Origin of the sequence: Alloalcanivorax balearicus MACL04 (assembly GCF_025532145.1) — a bacterium.
GTDB classification, from domain to species: Bacteria; Pseudomonadota; Gammaproteobacteria; order Pseudomonadales; family Alcanivoracaceae; genus Alloalcanivorax; species Alloalcanivorax balearicus.
In genome coordinates this window covers 99,032-113,932 of record NZ_ARXS01000001.1, presented here as the reverse complement: position 1 = coordinate 113,932, position 14,901 = coordinate 99,032, and the positions used below count along the sequence as shown (strand labels likewise).

Genomic DNA, 14,901 nt, shown 5'->3' with positions numbered 1-14,901 from the left:
GAGAAGAGGCCTGTAATGAAGCGTTTATCCGCCACCTCCCTGCTGTGTTTGCTGGCCCTCGCCGGCTGCACCCTGGGACCGGACTATCGCACGCCGGAGAGCGCCATTCCGGCGCAATTCCAATACCAGGACGGCTGGCGAACCATGCCGGAGCAACCCTGGGTGGCCCAGGGTACCTGGTGGGAAGCCTTTGGCGATCCGGTGCTGACCGATCTGATCCAGCGCGCGGATCAGGCCAGCCAGACTCTGGCCCAGGCGGAAGCCCGCTTCCGCGCCGCCGAGGCGCAGTGGCGTCTGGCCCGCGGCGAATACAGTCCGCAGCTGGACGCGTCCGTTAACGGCACCCGTAGCGGCGGTAGCGATACCGACCCCGGCAACCTGTTCAGTGGCCGTCTGGATATCAGTTGGGCGCCGGATCTTTGGGGACGGGTGCGGCGCCAGGTGGAAGCGGAGCGTGCCGGTCTGGCCGCCAGCGCCGCCGACATCGCCGCCGCCCGACTGACCCTTCAGGTAGCGGTGGTGCAGGGCTATGTTCGGGTACGTGCGCTGGATCGCCAGCGCGATATTCTCGAACTGACCATGGCGGCATACGATCGCTCGGCGGAGTTGACCCGCAACCAGTACAACTCCGGTATCGTGTCCCGGTCCGATGTGATCCAGGCGGAAACCCAGCGCCAGTCCCTGCGCACGCAGCTCTATGATCTGCAACAACAACGCGCCCAGGAAGAAAATGCGCTGGCGGCCTTGCTGGGTGTGGCGCCGGTGTCGTTCAGCATTGCCGCCACCGAGGACCTGCCGCTGTTGCCGGCGTTGCCGGCTGCCCTGCCATCGGTGCTGATCGCGCGCCGCCCGGATGTGGTGGTGGCGGAACGGGGGGTGGCCCAGGCCAACGCGCTGATCGGCGTGGCCCAGACCGCCTGGTTGCCGGATCTCACCTTGAGCGCCTATGGCGCTTTGCAGGATGACACCTTCTCTGGCCTGTTCGATGCGCCGCAACGAATCTGGTCGGTGGGGCCGTCACTGGCGCTGACATTGTTCGATGGCGGCCGTCGGCGCGCCACCCGCGATATCGCGGTGGCCCAGTACGATGAGCAGGTGGCCAACTACAGACAGACCGTCCTGGACAGTCTGCGCGATGTGGAAGACGCCCTGGCGACGATGCAGATTCTTCGCGAGAAAGCGGAACAACAGGATGAGCTGCTGGCCTTGGCGGAACAGAACGAAAGCGTCATTACCAACCGTTACCGTGCCGGCATGGTGTCCTTCCTTGAAGTGGCCACGGCACAGAACCTCACTCTGGAAGCGCGCCGTTCGCGCCTGGACATCACCAGCCAGCAATTGCAGGCGGCGGCGGAACTGGCGGCCGCCATAGGTGGCGGTTGGGACCTGGATGACCCGGTGATTCAACGTATAGCCCGTCCTGAACCCCGCGAGCAGGGAGTAAAGGGTGATTCATAGTGAAGGACTATGATGAATATAGAGGCAAACGCTTTTATTGATTGTGGCTCTGTCCTTATGCTCCTTGTCTATCAGAGACGTAATGAAAGACGAGGAGAGTGTCCATGTTGAGCAATCGGGAAGGCCAGCGTGTTCCGGAAGTCACCTTCCGTACCCGGGTGGGCAATGAATGGCGGGACGTGACCACCACGGACCTGTTCCAGGGCAAGACGGTGGTGGTATTCGCGTTACCGGGAGCCTTCACGCCAACCTGCTCGTCCACTCACCTGCCGCGTTACAACGAGCTGGCGCCGGTGTTCAAAAGCAACGGCGTGGACGACATTCTGTGTCTGTCCGTCAACGACGCCTTTGTCATGGACGCCTGGGCGGGCGACCAGGCGGCGGAGAACATTTGCTTTATTCCCGATGGCAACGCCGAGTTCACCGAGAAAATGGGCATGCTGGTGGGCAAGAAGGAGCTGGGTTTCGGTTCCCGCAGCTGGCGTTACTCGATGCTGGTGAAGGACGGTGTAATCGACAAAATGTTCATCGAACCGGACCAGCCCGGTGACCCGTTCGAGGTGTCCGACGCCGACACCATGCTGGGTTATATCAATGGCGAGGCGGCGCTGCCCAAGCGGGTGACGGTGTTCAGCAAACCGGGTTGCCCACACTGTGCCCGCGCCAAGAACGCGCTGCGTGAAGCGGGCTACAGCTTTGAGGAAATCGAGCTGGGCAGCCGTGGCCTCAGCTACAGCACCCTGGCGGCGGTGACCGGCGCCGGTACCACCCCGCAAGTCTATATTGAAGGCGAACGCATTGGTGGCGCCGATGAATTGGAGCAGTGGCTGGCGGCCGCCGTTTCCTGACCCTTACCCGCGCTCACCGGGTAGCGGCGCACAAGGACGCGCGCCCACTGTTTTTCCCCTAGTGACTTCCCCTTCCTCGGCCGGCTCCCCGCCGGCCTTTTTTTGCGGTGAGCCTCATTCGCTTATCAGTCTGAAACAGTTTGCTACCGAAAGGACTACGAAGCCGCTGTGGGAGCTTGCCTGCAAGCGAATTGTGCTTTTCGGCCCCGACAGATTCGCTTGCAGGCAAGCTCCCACAGCGGCTTCGTAGCGTAATCCATGGGAACCAGCCTGCTGGCGAATGCGGCCTCCGGTGTTGGGACACTCGCTTACAGGCAAGCCCCTACAGCGGCTTCGTAGCACCGTCCACGGACCCTGATCGGCTGGCGCCCGGCGTCCGCCAGGCCGTTTTTGGCATTCCGGGCAGGGTAAAATGGCACAAGCGGCACTGGCGTGCCGAATCGCCGTGATCGCATAGTGAAGGTCATTCGAGAAGTTCATCGGGAGACCGGGCATGAACGCCAAAATGACCGCCATGCGGACCAATGCCAGCGACATCCAGCCGCGCCGCATGGATTTCGAGTTCGATCCGTCCATGTCGCGCTACTGGTTCGCCGACGATCAGTTCAAAACCATGCTGCTGACGGCCTTGTCCTGCACCTTTCCTGAGGGCGAGCGTTTCTTCGTCCGCGCCGTGCGCCACTATCAGAAACAAATCTCCGATCCGGATCTGCGTGAGCGGGTGAAGGGATTTATCGGCCAGGAGGCGCACCACGGCAAGGAGCACGAAGCGTTCAATGACTTCATGGAAGAAAAGGGTGTGCCGACCCGCAAGGTGCATGACTTCGTGCACAATGGCATGAAGTGGATCGCCAAGAATCTGTCTCCGGAGCGGCAATTGGCCAAGACCTGCGCGTTGGAGCATTTCACCGCCATGTTGGCGGAGCTGATTCTGGAAAACCCGGAATTTCTCGAAGGCATGGACGAACGCATGCTGCCGCTGTGGTTGTGGCACGCGGTGGAGGAAAGCGAGCACAAAGCGGTGGCCTACGACGTGTACGCGGATCAGGTCGGCAGTTACTGGATTCGCACTTCGGAAATGGCGCTGACCACGGTGGAGTTCATCGGCTTCACCGTTTTTCACTATATCCAGTTGCGTCAGGGCATGGACGACAAACGGGATCTGCGTTCCGTGGGAAACGGGCTGAACTGGTTGTTCGGCCGGCCGGGTTGGCTCCGGCGCCTCGGACGATCCTATGTGGCGTACTACAAGCCGTCTTTCCATCCGGAAAAGAAAGACAGCCGTGCTGTACGTGAACAGGCGCTGAAAAAACTGGCGCTGATGCTCGATCGTCCGGAGTTGCAGGGCGCGGGGTAAAGCAAAAATGGCCGGCGGGGTTGCCGCCGGCCATCGTCGTTATTGCAGAGCTTCGGTGATGGCGTCGAGGGCCGCCGTGGTGGAGGTATAGGTAAAGCTGGAGCTGGCCACCGGGTGAGAAGAGAACTTCACCACCACCAGTTCCGCTTGCGGATCGATGTGAATCATCTGGCCGTGGATGCCGGCGGCTTGCAAGGCGCCATGGTCGTTGTGGGTCTGATACCACTGATTGTGGTAGGACTGCCCCTGACGGAAGTCCAGACCGCCGCCCTCGAATTTGGATCGCTCACCACCTTTGAAGATGTCCTCGATGGCGGCCTTGCTGACCATCTGCTCACCATTGTAATGGCCTTTGCGGCGCACCATTTCGGCGAAGCGGGCGAGGTCGCGCAAAGTAGCGTTCATGCCGCCGCCGGCCAGCGGTGTGCCGTGGGGATCCACCAGAACATAGGCATCCCGTTCGGCGCCCAGCTTGCTCCAGATACGTTCGGACAGCAGGTCGGTGTAGTCCCGCCCGGAGGCCTTGCTGATGATCCAGGCCACGACCTCCGACTGCACCGTCTGATAGGTGAACTGCTCACCGTGCTCGCCGCTCTTCTCGGTCAGGCTGGCGAGAAACTCATAAAGGGAAGCCGGACCCTGATAGTTCTTCGGCTTTGGCAGAATGCCGGAAGAGAAGGCGTAGCGGTAAACGTCGGAGGTGAAGTCCTTGTAGTCCTCGCGGTAACGCACCGCGGCGGTCATATCCAGTACCTGTTGTACGGTGGCGTCACCCCAGGCACTGTCTTTCAGTTCCGGCACGTAATGGGCCACGGTGGCGTCCGGGTCCAGCTCGCCACGTTGAATCATGTCGGCGGCCAGCAAGCCGGTGACCGACTTGGTAACGGACCACAGGATGTGCTGATCCTGATCGTCCATGCCATCGGCGTAGGTCTCGTACACCACCCGCCCCTTGTGCAGCACGATGAAAGCGTCGGTATAGGTGTCGCGAAGCCATTCGGAAACGGTGGTGGTCTGGCCGCTGCCGTCGTCGAAACGAAGGTCTCCCAGGCCGCGGTTCTTGTATTTCAGCTTTGCCACATCCGCCAGCGGATCGCGGGCGATGCCCCGTGAAGGTTGCAGCTCGCGCATGTGGTGCAGTGCCCAGCGGCCGTTGGGAAAGCGGTTGAAATTGGCCTGGGTGACCAGCTTGTCCGGCGGTGGTGGGAAGCCCTGCATCAATTGCAGTTTGGACAAAGAAGTGCTTTCCGGTGGCGGAAGTTGCGGTGTTTCGGTGTAGCCCTGGGTGGCGATCAACAGAGCGGTGGTCGCCAGGCCGTAACGGAGGCTTTGTAGCATGGTGTTCTCCCGATGGTTTTAATCCTTATTGGCTCCCGGGGTGAACAGGGTCGCTCAACCGTACATGGCCACGCGTTTGCGGCCCGGTGATTCACCGAACCAGTCGCGGAAGGCGCGATAAAACTGCGCCGTCTGACTGTAACCGAGCCGCACCGCCAGTTGCTCGGTGGTGAGATCGCGCCAGGGCATCAGTGTCAGCGCCAGTTGCCGGCGGCTGTCGCTGAGGAGGGAGCGGAAATCCTGCCCCTCCGCTTCCACCCGCCGTTGCAGGGTGCGTTCGCTTACCGCCAGTAGCGAGGCGCACAGCGCCAGCGGCTTGCCCGGCAGCCCCACCACGGTCGGCAGCAGGCCGCGCACCGAGTCGCTCCAGCCGAGTCCAGGCTGCATGCGCCGCAGTTGCCGCTCACGCTGGCCAAGGGCGTCAAGACTGCCGGCCGTGGCGGAGGGTTGCAGCAGGTGGACGTTGCTGAACACCACGCCGTCCTGCTTTTCCCCGCTGCTCACCGGCACGCCCAGCAGCGCCTCCAGATCCCGGCGGTCCCGTTCGCCATGATGGGCGCGCAGAGTCACGCGCCGTATGCGCAAGGGGCTGCCGCGTTCCAATAGGCGGCAGGTGGAATACAGCAATGCCAAGGCCTGACCGTCATAACTCTCGAAGCCGGGGCGGCGGAACAGCTGCAGGCTGCTTTCCTCGGCACCGATCCGCAGACGGTAATCACCGAGCTCTGAATGCAGGCACATGTAGCGCTGGTACTGGTTGACCCGGTCCAGAATGTCGCCGGGGATCGGCGACAGGCCGGGGAACAGCCGGCGCTGCTGTTCCAGCGCCTGAAAACCCCGGGCCAGCAGTGCCGGATCGCCCTGTTGATCGGCAAGCCGGGCGGTCAGATCGGCGCAACGCCAATGATTGATCCGCTCCGCTTCGGTACAGCGTTCCAAATGGTACTCGTTGAGCGCCTGATCCAGCCTCCCGCCGGGCACGCGTGCATCCAGGGCCGCCACCACATGATGGAAGTTCTGGCGGGACATGGTGGCATCGATGAGCATGGTCGGGACGGTTCCGGGAACAGACTGGCTCCCATTGTCGGTTTGTCCCGCTGACCGGCAAGTGCAATTCACGTCAACCACCTTGCTGGCAGCCACATAGGATCCGCGGGCGGGGAATCCCGCGCTCCTTGAGCAACGTGGTGACGCGCACCACCACGTCGCTGCGGAAGGCGGTCTCGTAGCGCACGTCCAGGACATACGCCTTGGTGCGGAAACGGATCGCCAGGGCATTGCCGATTTCCACTTCTTCGATGGCGAAGGTCACCGGTTTTTTCAGATAAGCGTAGCGGCTGGTAACCACCACTTCGCGAATCAGTGCTTCGATCTGCTCCAGATCCGCGTCCAGGGCGACATGAAAGTCCGACACCACCATCATATCCAGGGCGCCGGCATTGCCGGAGGCGACGGCGTCGGTAATGAACAGGGAATTGGGGATGGTGACCAGATTGTCGTCCAGGGTTTGCAGCCGCACCGCGCGCAAACCTATGGCCACGATCTCGCCATAGGTATCGCCGAACTGCACCCGGTCGCCCACCTGAAATGGCCGGTCGAACAACAGCAGCAGCCCGGCCACCAGCGACGCCACCACATCCTTGAGAGCGAAACCCAGCGCCACCGCCAGGGAGCCGGCGGCGGCCAGAATAAACTCCCTGGGTGGGTTCAGAACGCCGAGGATGAGGGCGCCGGTACCGAGCGTGTAAATCAGAAAGCTGACCAACGTGACAAACTGAAGAATCAGGAAGCGGCGGCTGGGCAACCGTTCCATCAGGGAATGGCCGAGCCGGTTCAGCCCCCAATTGAGTGCCCACAGAAACAGCCCGCCGAGAATCAGCAGCAGTATGGCGTAGGCGTTGAAGAGGTCGATCACCACCGCCAGATCGCTGACAATGTCGCCGTTCTCATTCATGGAGCAGATTCTTCCTGTTCAGTTGATTGATCACGGTGCGATACCACATCGGCACCACCCGGTAGCGACTGTCTTCCCCCTTGTAGATGAACCCGGCGTCCTGGCCCGCCTTGAGCGCGGAACGCACCACATTCTCGGAGAGATCGGTGACGGCGACGATTTCATCGCTGGACAGGTTCTCGTGGCTGACGATGGCGGCGTAGACGAACATCAGCGAATCGCCGGACTGGCCGGCGGCCAGCGTCGACGACGGCTGTGCCGGCAGGCCCACCAGCACCTGCCGGGGGGTGACCTTGATTGATGTCAGCCACAGTTTCAGCGCGACCATCGGGTTGCCGCCGCAGGCGTCCCACAGCAGACTGAAATAACGCTGCTCCGCATTGCGCATATTGCCGGCCTCCGGACCACGGGAGGACAGCAGCAGATCATCGTAGCGCAGCTTCTGTTTGCTGAGGTGATGGCGTGACAGGATCAGAGAGCGGATCTCGCTTTGATCCCAGCGTTTCACCTTGATGACCCGGCGGAACTGGTAGTCGCGGCCGAACACATTGGAGAGATAGGACCAGCTCTGGTTGTTGATCAATACCAGCCAGAACAGGTTGTCCAGACGGGCGTTGGTGAGTGTGAGCAAGGTCTGCCAGCCTTCCAGTCCGCCGATGCGGGCGAGGAAGCAGTTTTGCGTTTCGTCCAGGACCAACAAGGTGGGCGGGCGCTGCTCGTCGTTCTTCACCAGGCTGGCGGGGCCTTCGTCCAGGGATTCGCCGAGGGCGTCGGCGATCATCGAGGTTACCGCTTCCGGCGTTACCGTGCGTGGCGGCACCGATACCGTCACCAGGCGCAGGTCCGGTTGTTCCTTTTCCATTTTGCTGACCAGCTTGCGCATGGCCATGCTTTTGCCGCTGCCCTTCTCGCCGGTCACCAGCAGCGCATTTTCTTCCACACTTTCAGAATGCCACTGCTCCACTGCCTTGATCATCGCATTGAGCAGGCCGGTATCGATAAACGGGGTTTCCTGATCGTCCGGCAACTGGCTGGCGAACCACTTTTGATATTCCTTTCCGGCCTCGCTGGTGTCTTCCCGGGCCGGTTCCTCATCCTCGCCGACCCCCTTGGTGCGCAGCCGGAACCAGCGCGCCTTGAGGCGCAGGTACCAGTCCAGTTCGCCGAGCAGCATGTCCAGGTAATGAAACAGAAAATTCACCAGCGCCACCGGTAACAGCATCGGCGCGGTCCAACCAAAACGCAGGCCCTTGAGCAGGCGCTCCGCCATCGGATCCAGGGACGATGGCAGAATGTTCTGCAAACACAGCAGATAATCGTCGCGGCGGAAAGCCAGCAACCGGCCGATGGCGATATAAAGACATACCCCCACCAGCACCGCGCAGAGCAAACCGATGAGAGAGTGGCCAAGCAGCCGGTCCACCGCGAACCACAGCGCCCAGGGCAGCATCATCCACAGCGCCTGACGGCGAGCCAGACCGCCGGCCTCGGTGATCTGGGCATCGTTGAGATAGCTGTGGGCGCTTTGGCAAACCCGAAACACCAGCCATTCCCCGAACAACCACAGCAGACCGAACAGCACATACAGGCGTGCCAGCGGCAACAGCCAGCGCACCACCTGGGTGGACGGGGAATCGAGTAAGGGGGCCAGCAGATGGATCACCAGCCAGAGCAGCAGCCAGGGCACCAGGGGGGCGATGCCGCCGAGCAGCCGGCTGGCGTTCCACAGCCAGCGCTTCTGGCCGGCCCGGGAAACCAGGCGTTCGTGCAGACCGAGCAGGGCACGGCGGCCGCGCCGGCCCAGTTTCATCACCAGTGCCAGTATGGCGAGGCCGAGTATCACCGCCAGGGCGTTGCTGACCAGCGGGGTGTAGTGGCGTATCTCCCGGTTCAGAGTCCATTCCCGGTAGGTCTGCGCCAGGCCCTGATGGAGACGGTCGACGGTCATCCGTGCCTCAAGGCCGAGTAGCGGGAGCCACTCCGCCGGTGCGTGGCTGAGCCACAGTCGCAGCACGCCCTGGCGCTGCCACAACCCCGAGCGCAGTGCCAGTTGTTGCCGCCGGGTTTCATAGTGGTGACGCCATAGCGCCAGACGTTGCGGGGCTGGGATGTCGGCCTGGATGTCCGCCACCGGCGGTGGCCAAAGAACGTCGAGCTGGCGGGCCGCGTTGGCCGGCTGGTTGCGCAAGGGCGGGAGCAGGGCGATCAGCGCGGTCAGATGATCACGCAAGGGCCCGGGGGTGACCAGCGGATCGGTTTCCAGGGCTGTCAGGGACTGGTATTCCTCAAGCAACGCCAGTGCGGCGGCACGTTCCTGACGGGACAGTGAGAACCACTGGTCTCGTTGATCATCAAGCAGGGCGCGGACGCCACGGCGTTCGGTAACCGCCTGATTGAGGCGCTCCTCCAATTGCTCGCAGCTCAGCGACGGTGGCGTGATGGGGCCGGGCGGAGGGCGGTTGGCGGCGTCCGCCGGTGCACCAAGGGCCTGATTCAACATGTCCGGAGCAATCGGCGTCCCATCCAGCAAGCGCTGCAGGGGCTCCACCTGCCGATCCATGCTGACGGTTTGCTGTTCCCATTGCTCCAACTGCCGCTGTTCCCGGGCGCAGGTGGTCTCGGTGGCCGCGTTGGCCTGGCTGGCGAAAGCCAGTAGCAGGCCGGCCATCGACATAAACCAGCGAAGCCCCATAGTGTCTCCCTTACCTGTCCACCCTGTCCTTCGACGGGTTTGACCCATTGTAGGGAGCCGGGGGAGGGGCGTCATCCGTAAGAGCCTTAAGACCGGCTCTTGCGCTTCACTCGGCTGGCCGGGGTGCTATAGTCGAAACAAGGACGATTTTTATCGCCACCGTCCATGGCGGCTACCCTGAAAAGGGTTGGAAAAGGGCCCTGTGAAGGCTTTTTCAGTATCGCGATGTAGGGAGAAGCATTATGGCGGGTCTGTTGGTGAAAGACGTGATGATCAAGCATCCCATGTCCATCCCGGCCGATATGGACCTCACCCTGGTGGTGGACACGCTGCTGCAATATCGCATCACCGGTTTGCCGGTGGTGGATAACGAAACCCGTGTCATCGGCTTCGTGTCGGAGCAGGACTGCCTGCGGCAACTGCTGGTTTCCAGCTATCACAGTGAAGGCGCGGTGCGTGTGGAGCAGGTGATGCACGGTGATCCGCTCACCGTGGACGTGGAGGAATCGCTGGTGGATCTGGCGGAACTGATGCTGAAACAGAAGCCGAAAATCTATCCGGTGGTGGATGAGAAACGCCGGCTGATCGGGTTGCTGACCCGCGGTCACGTGTTGCGGGCCTTGCGCGACAGCCGTCGCGGTGGCTGAGACTCAGCCATTCCATACAATTCCCGGAGGCGGGCACGGGCTAATCTGTCGTCAATAAAGTCGTGCCGGCCATGGCATAACAACAACAGGGAGGCGGAAGTCATGCGTGATTTAAGTACCTTTTTGAGCGATTACGGTGAGAGCCACCGTAATCCGGTAAACCAGTGGGTGCACATCGTTTGTGTGCCGCTGATTTTCATCTCCACTCTCGGCCTGTTCTGGCTGATCCCGGTGGGCCGCTGGCTTGGCCTGGAGGGTGCCGCCGCCTATTGGGTCAACGGTGGTTCGATACTGGCGGTGCTGTGCATGCCGTTCTATCTGCGTCTGTCCATGGGTGTGTCGCTGCTGATGCTGGGCTGGCTGGCGGTGTCGATCGCGGTGGTCACCGGCATCGACCGCAGCGGTCTGTCGCTGGGTTGGACGGCGCTGCTGGTGTGGGTGCTGGCCTGGGCCGGTCAGGCCTGGGGGCATAAAGTGGAAGGCAAGAAGCCGTCGTTCCTCGACGATCTGATCTTCCTGCTGGTGGGGCCGATTTTTGTCAGTCTTGAACTGATGCATAAACTCGGCCTGAGCCGCACGCCGGGGCACGGCCGCCCTTCCTGACGGGCCGCGCGAGTGCCGTGACGCCACTATCGCCACTGTTTATCTGGCAGGGAGGCTGGCTGATGCTGGCCTCCTCTCTGCGTAATCGTCCCCATCGCCATGTGGCCGCCTCATTGCTGGTGGGGCTGGAAGCGCCGCTGCGCGTGCAGATCGCCGGGCACTGGGTGCGCTCGCCGCTGGTCTGGGTGGCACCGGACGTGGAACAGGCCCTGGAAAGCCCAGGCCCGGTGGCGGTACTGCATCTGGATCCCGATGACGGCGCCTGGCGCGGCTTGCCGGTACAGGGGCCGGGGGGCGCCCTGCCGGAGTCGCGCCTGCCGGGCTTTCGGGAGGCCTTGACCGGTCTCAGGGAGCAGCCCGAGGTCGAGGCCGTGAGGGCCTTGCGTGAGCGCCTGCGGGCCGCCGCGCCGCCGCTGGATCCGCGTGTCGCCGGGGCCTGCCAGTCCCTGCGCCGGGAAGATCTGGACAGCGCCCGTCTGGCGTCGGCGGCCGGGCTGTCCGAATCCCGTTTCCGGCATCTGTTCCGGGAGCAGGTCGGCGTGTCGCTGAAACGCTTCCAACTGCATCTCAAATGCCAGCGCGCGCTGAGGTTATGGCGCGATGGCATGAGCTTCGCCGAATTGGCCGGCGCCGCTGGCTTCTACGATCAACCCCACCTCAATCGCACCCTCCGCGCCATGTTCGACGCGCTGCCTTCCCGTTATGCTAGAGCCTTTCCGGTCCAGGTGGTGCATCTGGACCGTCTCTGACGGCCTTTTTGTCGGCCGCCCCGGCGGTTTATTGGCGCCGGCTCAATAACAAGGAGCAGCTTATGGAGTACCAACACATCCATACCGCGTTGGCGGAAGATGGCATCCTCACCGTGACGTTGAATCGTCCCGACCGTCTCAACGCTTTTACTCTGCGGATGAAGGACGAACTGGTGCACGCTTTTGGCGAGGCCAGCAAGGATAACCGGGTGCGCGCGGTGGTGGTCACCGGAGCCGGCCGTGTGTTCTGCGCGGGTATGGAAATGGAGCCGGAGGACGGCGGCAATCTGTTCGGTTATGACCGCGCCGATAGCGAGGAGCCGCCGCTGGAGGTTATTCGTGATTCCGGTGGAGAGGTCTCGCTGGCGATCTTCGAATGCCGCAAGCCGGTGATCGCCGCCATCAATGGCGCCGCCGTCGGCGTCGGCATCACCATGACCTTGCCGATGGACTTCCGGGTGGTGGCGGAAGGCGCCAAGATCGGCTTCGTCTTCAGCCAGCGGGGGATTACTCCGGAGGCCTGCTCCACCTGGTTCCTGCCCCGTCTGGTGGGCATGCAACAGGCGTTCGAATGGGTCTACAGCGGTGATATCTTCCTCGCCGAGGAAGGCCTGAACGCCGGTTTGTTCCGCAGTGTCCACCCCCGTGACGAAGTGCTTGAGGCGGCCTATGGTCTGGCCCGCAAGCTGATCGCCAAGAGTTCACCGGTATCGGTGGCGCTGGCCAAACAGATGTTGTGGCGCAACCCCAACTTCGATCATCCGATGCAGGCCCACGTGGTGGAGTCGCGTCTGATATACCGGTCGAGTGAATACTGGGACGGCAAGGACGGCTTCAAGGCCTTCCTGGAAAAACGGGACCCGGTGTTCGATACCGACCTGAATTCGGTTCCAACCCAGTTCGATTTCTGGCCGGAACCGCCTTTACAGTGAGCGCCGTCTGCGCTTCTTTCATTTTTCAGAGGACTAGGGAAAAAAACAATGAAACGAGAGACCATAGCGATTCACGGCGGCTTCGCCGGCGACCCGGAAACCCATTCCGTGGCGGTGCCGATTTACCAGACCACCAGCTATTACTTCGACAACACCCAGCATGGCGCCGACCTGTTTGATCTGAAAGTGCCGGGCAATATTTACTCGCGCATCATGAACCCCACCAATGGCGTGCTGGAAGAGCGTGTGGCGCAGCTGGAAGGCGGCATCGGCGCTCTGGCCATGGCCTCCGGCATGGCCGCCATTACCGCGGCGGTGCAGACCCTGGCCCGTGCCGGCGACAATATCGTTTCCGTCAGCCAGCTCTATGGCGGTACCTATAATCTGTTCGCCCACACTCTGCCGACCATGGGCATCGAAGTACGCATGGCGGACGGCCGCGATGTGCAGGCCATGGCCGCCGCCATCGATGACAACACCAAGGCGGTGTTCTGTGAATCCATCGGCAACCCGGCGGGTAACATCGTGGATCTGGCCGCGCTCGCCAAAGTGGCCCACGATGCCGGCGTGCCGTTGATCGTCGACAACACGGTGGCGTCCCCGGCGCTGTGCCGGCCGTTCGAGCATGGCGCGGATATCGTGGTGCATTCCCTGACCAAATACATGGGCGGTCATGGCACCACCGTGGGCGGGATCATCGTTGATTCCGGTAATTTCCCCTGGCAGGGTAACGCCCGCTTCCGGCAGTTCAACGAGCCGGATCCCAGCTACCACGGGGTGATTTACACCGAGGCCATGGGTCCGGCCGCATTTATTGCCCGCGCCCGAGTGGTGCCGTTGCGTAACATGGGCGCGGCGCTGTCGCCGATGAACGCCTTCCTGATTCTGCAGGGTATCGAGACGCTGAATCTGCGCATGGAGCGTCATTGCGAGAATGCCATCAAGGTGGCCCGTTACCTGAAAGCCCACGACAAAGTGGAGTGGGTCAACTATGCCGGGCTGGAAGGTGACCGTGACGCGGAGCTGGCCAAGCGTTACATGGATGGCGGCTTGCCGTCGGCGATTCTCAGTTTTGGTATCAAGGGCGGCCGCGAAGCCGGCGCGCGCTTCATTGACGCTCTGCAGATGATCAAGCGTCTGGTGAATATCGGTGACGCCAAGAGCCTGGCCTGCCATCCCGCCACCACCACCCACCGGCAGCTTAATGACGAGGAACTGAAGACCGCTGGTGTGAGCGCTGATCTGGTGCGTCTGTCCATTGGTATCGAGCACGTGGACGATATTCTCGCCGATATCGAGCAGGCCCTGGACGCCGTTTAGTCACCGCGTTCCGCGCGGAACCGGGCCGGCGTGCTGCCGGTCCAGCGTTTGAACGCCTTGACGAAGGCACTTTCGTCGGAGAACCCCAGTTCCTCGGCGATCTGGCCGGCGCGCTCGCCGTCGGCCAGTGCCTGCTCCGCCCGTTCCCGCAGCAGGGTGTCGCGCAACAGCTTGAAACCGGTGCCTTCATCGGCCAGCTTGCGAATCAGATGGCGCCCGCTCATACCCAGTTGCCCGGCGATACGTTCTTTGCCCCAGTGTGGGTGATCGCGGATCAGAGCGCTGACCCGGGCACCCAGGGACGGGTTCTCCAGGCGGGCCAGCAGGTCATCGGCCAGACCGCGCAGGTGGCGGCACAGGGCCGGGTTGGCGTGAATCAGTGGCAGCCGCAGCTGCTCGGCGTCGAATACCAGAGCATTATGGTCGGCGTTGAAGCGCACCGGCAAACCCAGCCTGTCATGGTAGCGTGAGGTGTCGGTCTGGGGGGCGTGGCATACCGTCAGACAGGCCGGACGAAAGGCATCGCCGGTGCTCCAGCGGGTCAGATTCAGCATGCTCGCCATCACCGCCTCCACCCGGGTGGCCTGGCGGGTATGATAAAGCGGCTGGTAGCGCAGCTCGCAGCGGTGGGCCGTGACCGCCTGAAAATGAAAGGTGCCGCCCTCTCCGACAATGGGGTGGTAGTCGAGCAGCGACTCCACCGCCTCGCCCAGGGTTTCGCAACTCATCAGGATCATGCCGGCGGTATCCAGATGCCCCACCTGTAGTGCCAGCCCCAGGTCCACGCCCACCAGCGGGTCGGCGGCGGCCTGACAGAACGCTTCCCAGAGCCGGTCCTGGCTCTCCAGATCCACCCGCTCCCGGGCTTCCATCTCCGCCACCAGATCATTGGGCAGACGCAGCCCCAGGCGTTGTGCCGCCTGCAGGATGGCTTGGGAGAAGTGCACCGTCACCGTGGGACTGTGGTTCATGAGCGAAGTCCTGAATTAACCGGGTCCGGGTC

General features: G+C 62.5%; 13 protein-coding genes. 8 read left to right on the top strand and 5 right to left on the bottom strand.

Annotated elements, in window-relative coordinates:
- Positions 1-15: 15 nt before the first annotated feature.
- The 3 genes from MA04_RS00540 (at position 16) to MA04_RS00530 (ending at position 3,663) form a co-directional block, all read left to right on the top strand.
- Entirely contained in the window at positions 16-1,458 is a 1,443-nt protein-coding gene (locus MA04_RS00540) for an efflux transporter outer membrane subunit (RefSeq protein WP_262459079.1), read from the top strand.
- 104 nt (positions 1,459-1,562) lie between these two features.
- Positions 1,563-2,306, top strand: coding sequence for a glutathione peroxidase (locus tag MA04_RS00535; protein ID WP_262459078.1), 744 nt, complete (start codon positions 1,563-1,565; stop codon positions 2,304-2,306).
- A 493-nt stretch (positions 2,307-2,799) separates the two neighbouring features.
- On the top strand, positions 2,800-3,663 hold the full coding sequence (locus tag MA04_RS00530) for a metal-dependent hydrolase (protein WP_163126710.1): 864 nt from the start codon (positions 2,800-2,802) through the stop codon (positions 3,661-3,663).
- 39 nt (positions 3,664-3,702) lie between these two features.
- On the opposite strand, the gene MA04_RS00525 is transcribed toward MA04_RS00530, so the two are convergent.
- The 4 genes from MA04_RS00525 to MA04_RS00510 form a co-directional block, all read right to left on the bottom strand.
- Entirely contained in the window at positions 3,703-5,001 is a 1,299-nt protein-coding gene (locus tag MA04_RS00525) for a serine hydrolase domain-containing protein (protein ID WP_262459077.1), read from the bottom strand.
- A gap of 54 nt (positions 5,002-5,055) precedes the next feature.
- Positions 5,056-6,048 (bottom strand): helix-turn-helix transcriptional regulator, encoded by a 993-nt coding sequence (locus MA04_RS00520; protein ID WP_262459076.1) that lies wholly within the window; start codon positions 6,046-6,048, stop codon positions 5,056-5,058.
- A gap of 73 nt (positions 6,049-6,121) precedes the next feature.
- On the bottom strand, positions 6,122-6,955 hold the full coding sequence (locus tag MA04_RS00515; protein WP_262459075.1) for a mechanosensitive ion channel family protein: 834 nt from the start codon (positions 6,953-6,955) through the stop codon (positions 6,122-6,124).
- Complete coding sequence (locus MA04_RS00510) at positions 6,948-9,647, bottom strand: AAA family ATPase (protein WP_262459074.1); 2,700 nt, start codon at positions 9,645-9,647, stop codon at positions 6,948-6,950. The genes MA04_RS00515 and MA04_RS00510 overlap by 8 nt, the downstream gene beginning before the upstream one ends.
- Before the next feature lie 242 nt (positions 9,648-9,889).
- On the opposite strand from MA04_RS00510, the gene MA04_RS00505 reads away from it, so the two are divergent.
- The 5 genes from MA04_RS00505 (at position 9,890) to MA04_RS00485 (ending at position 13,898) form a co-directional block, all read left to right on the top strand.
- Positions 9,890-10,294 (top strand): CBS domain-containing protein, encoded by a 405-nt coding sequence (locus tag MA04_RS00505; RefSeq protein ID WP_022994702.1) that lies wholly within the window; start codon positions 9,890-9,892, stop codon positions 10,292-10,294.
- Positions 10,295-10,396: 102 nt separating this feature from the next.
- Positions 10,397-10,897 (top strand): Mpo1 family 2-hydroxy fatty acid dioxygenase, encoded by a 501-nt coding sequence (locus MA04_RS00500; protein ID WP_163126705.1) that lies wholly within the window; start codon positions 10,397-10,399, stop codon positions 10,895-10,897.
- A gap of 62 nt (positions 10,898-10,959) precedes the next feature.
- Positions 10,960-11,646: a helix-turn-helix domain-containing protein gene (locus MA04_RS00495; protein ID WP_163126704.1), complete on the top strand. Its 687-nt coding sequence runs from the start codon at positions 10,960-10,962 to the stop codon at positions 11,644-11,646.
- 62 nt (positions 11,647-11,708) lie between these two features.
- A complete protein-coding gene (locus tag MA04_RS00490) occupies positions 11,709-12,578 on the top strand; it encodes a crotonase/enoyl-CoA hydratase family protein (protein ID WP_163126703.1) in 870 nt (289 codons plus the stop codon).
- Positions 12,579-12,626: 48 nt separating this feature from the next.
- The gene (locus MA04_RS00485) at positions 12,627-13,898 is read left to right on the top strand and encodes an O-acetylhomoserine aminocarboxypropyltransferase/cysteine synthase family protein (protein WP_163126702.1); all 1,272 of its coding nucleotides are present in this window, start codon (positions 12,627-12,629) and stop codon (positions 13,896-13,898) included.
- On the opposite strand, the gene MA04_RS00480 is transcribed toward MA04_RS00485, so the two are convergent.
- A complete protein-coding gene (locus tag MA04_RS00480) occupies positions 13,895-14,869 on the bottom strand; it encodes an AraC family transcriptional regulator (protein ID WP_163126701.1) in 975 nt (324 codons plus the stop codon). The two genes, MA04_RS00485 and MA04_RS00480, sit on opposite strands and share 4 nt — an antisense overlap.
- Positions 14,870-14,901 lie beyond the last annotated feature (32 nt).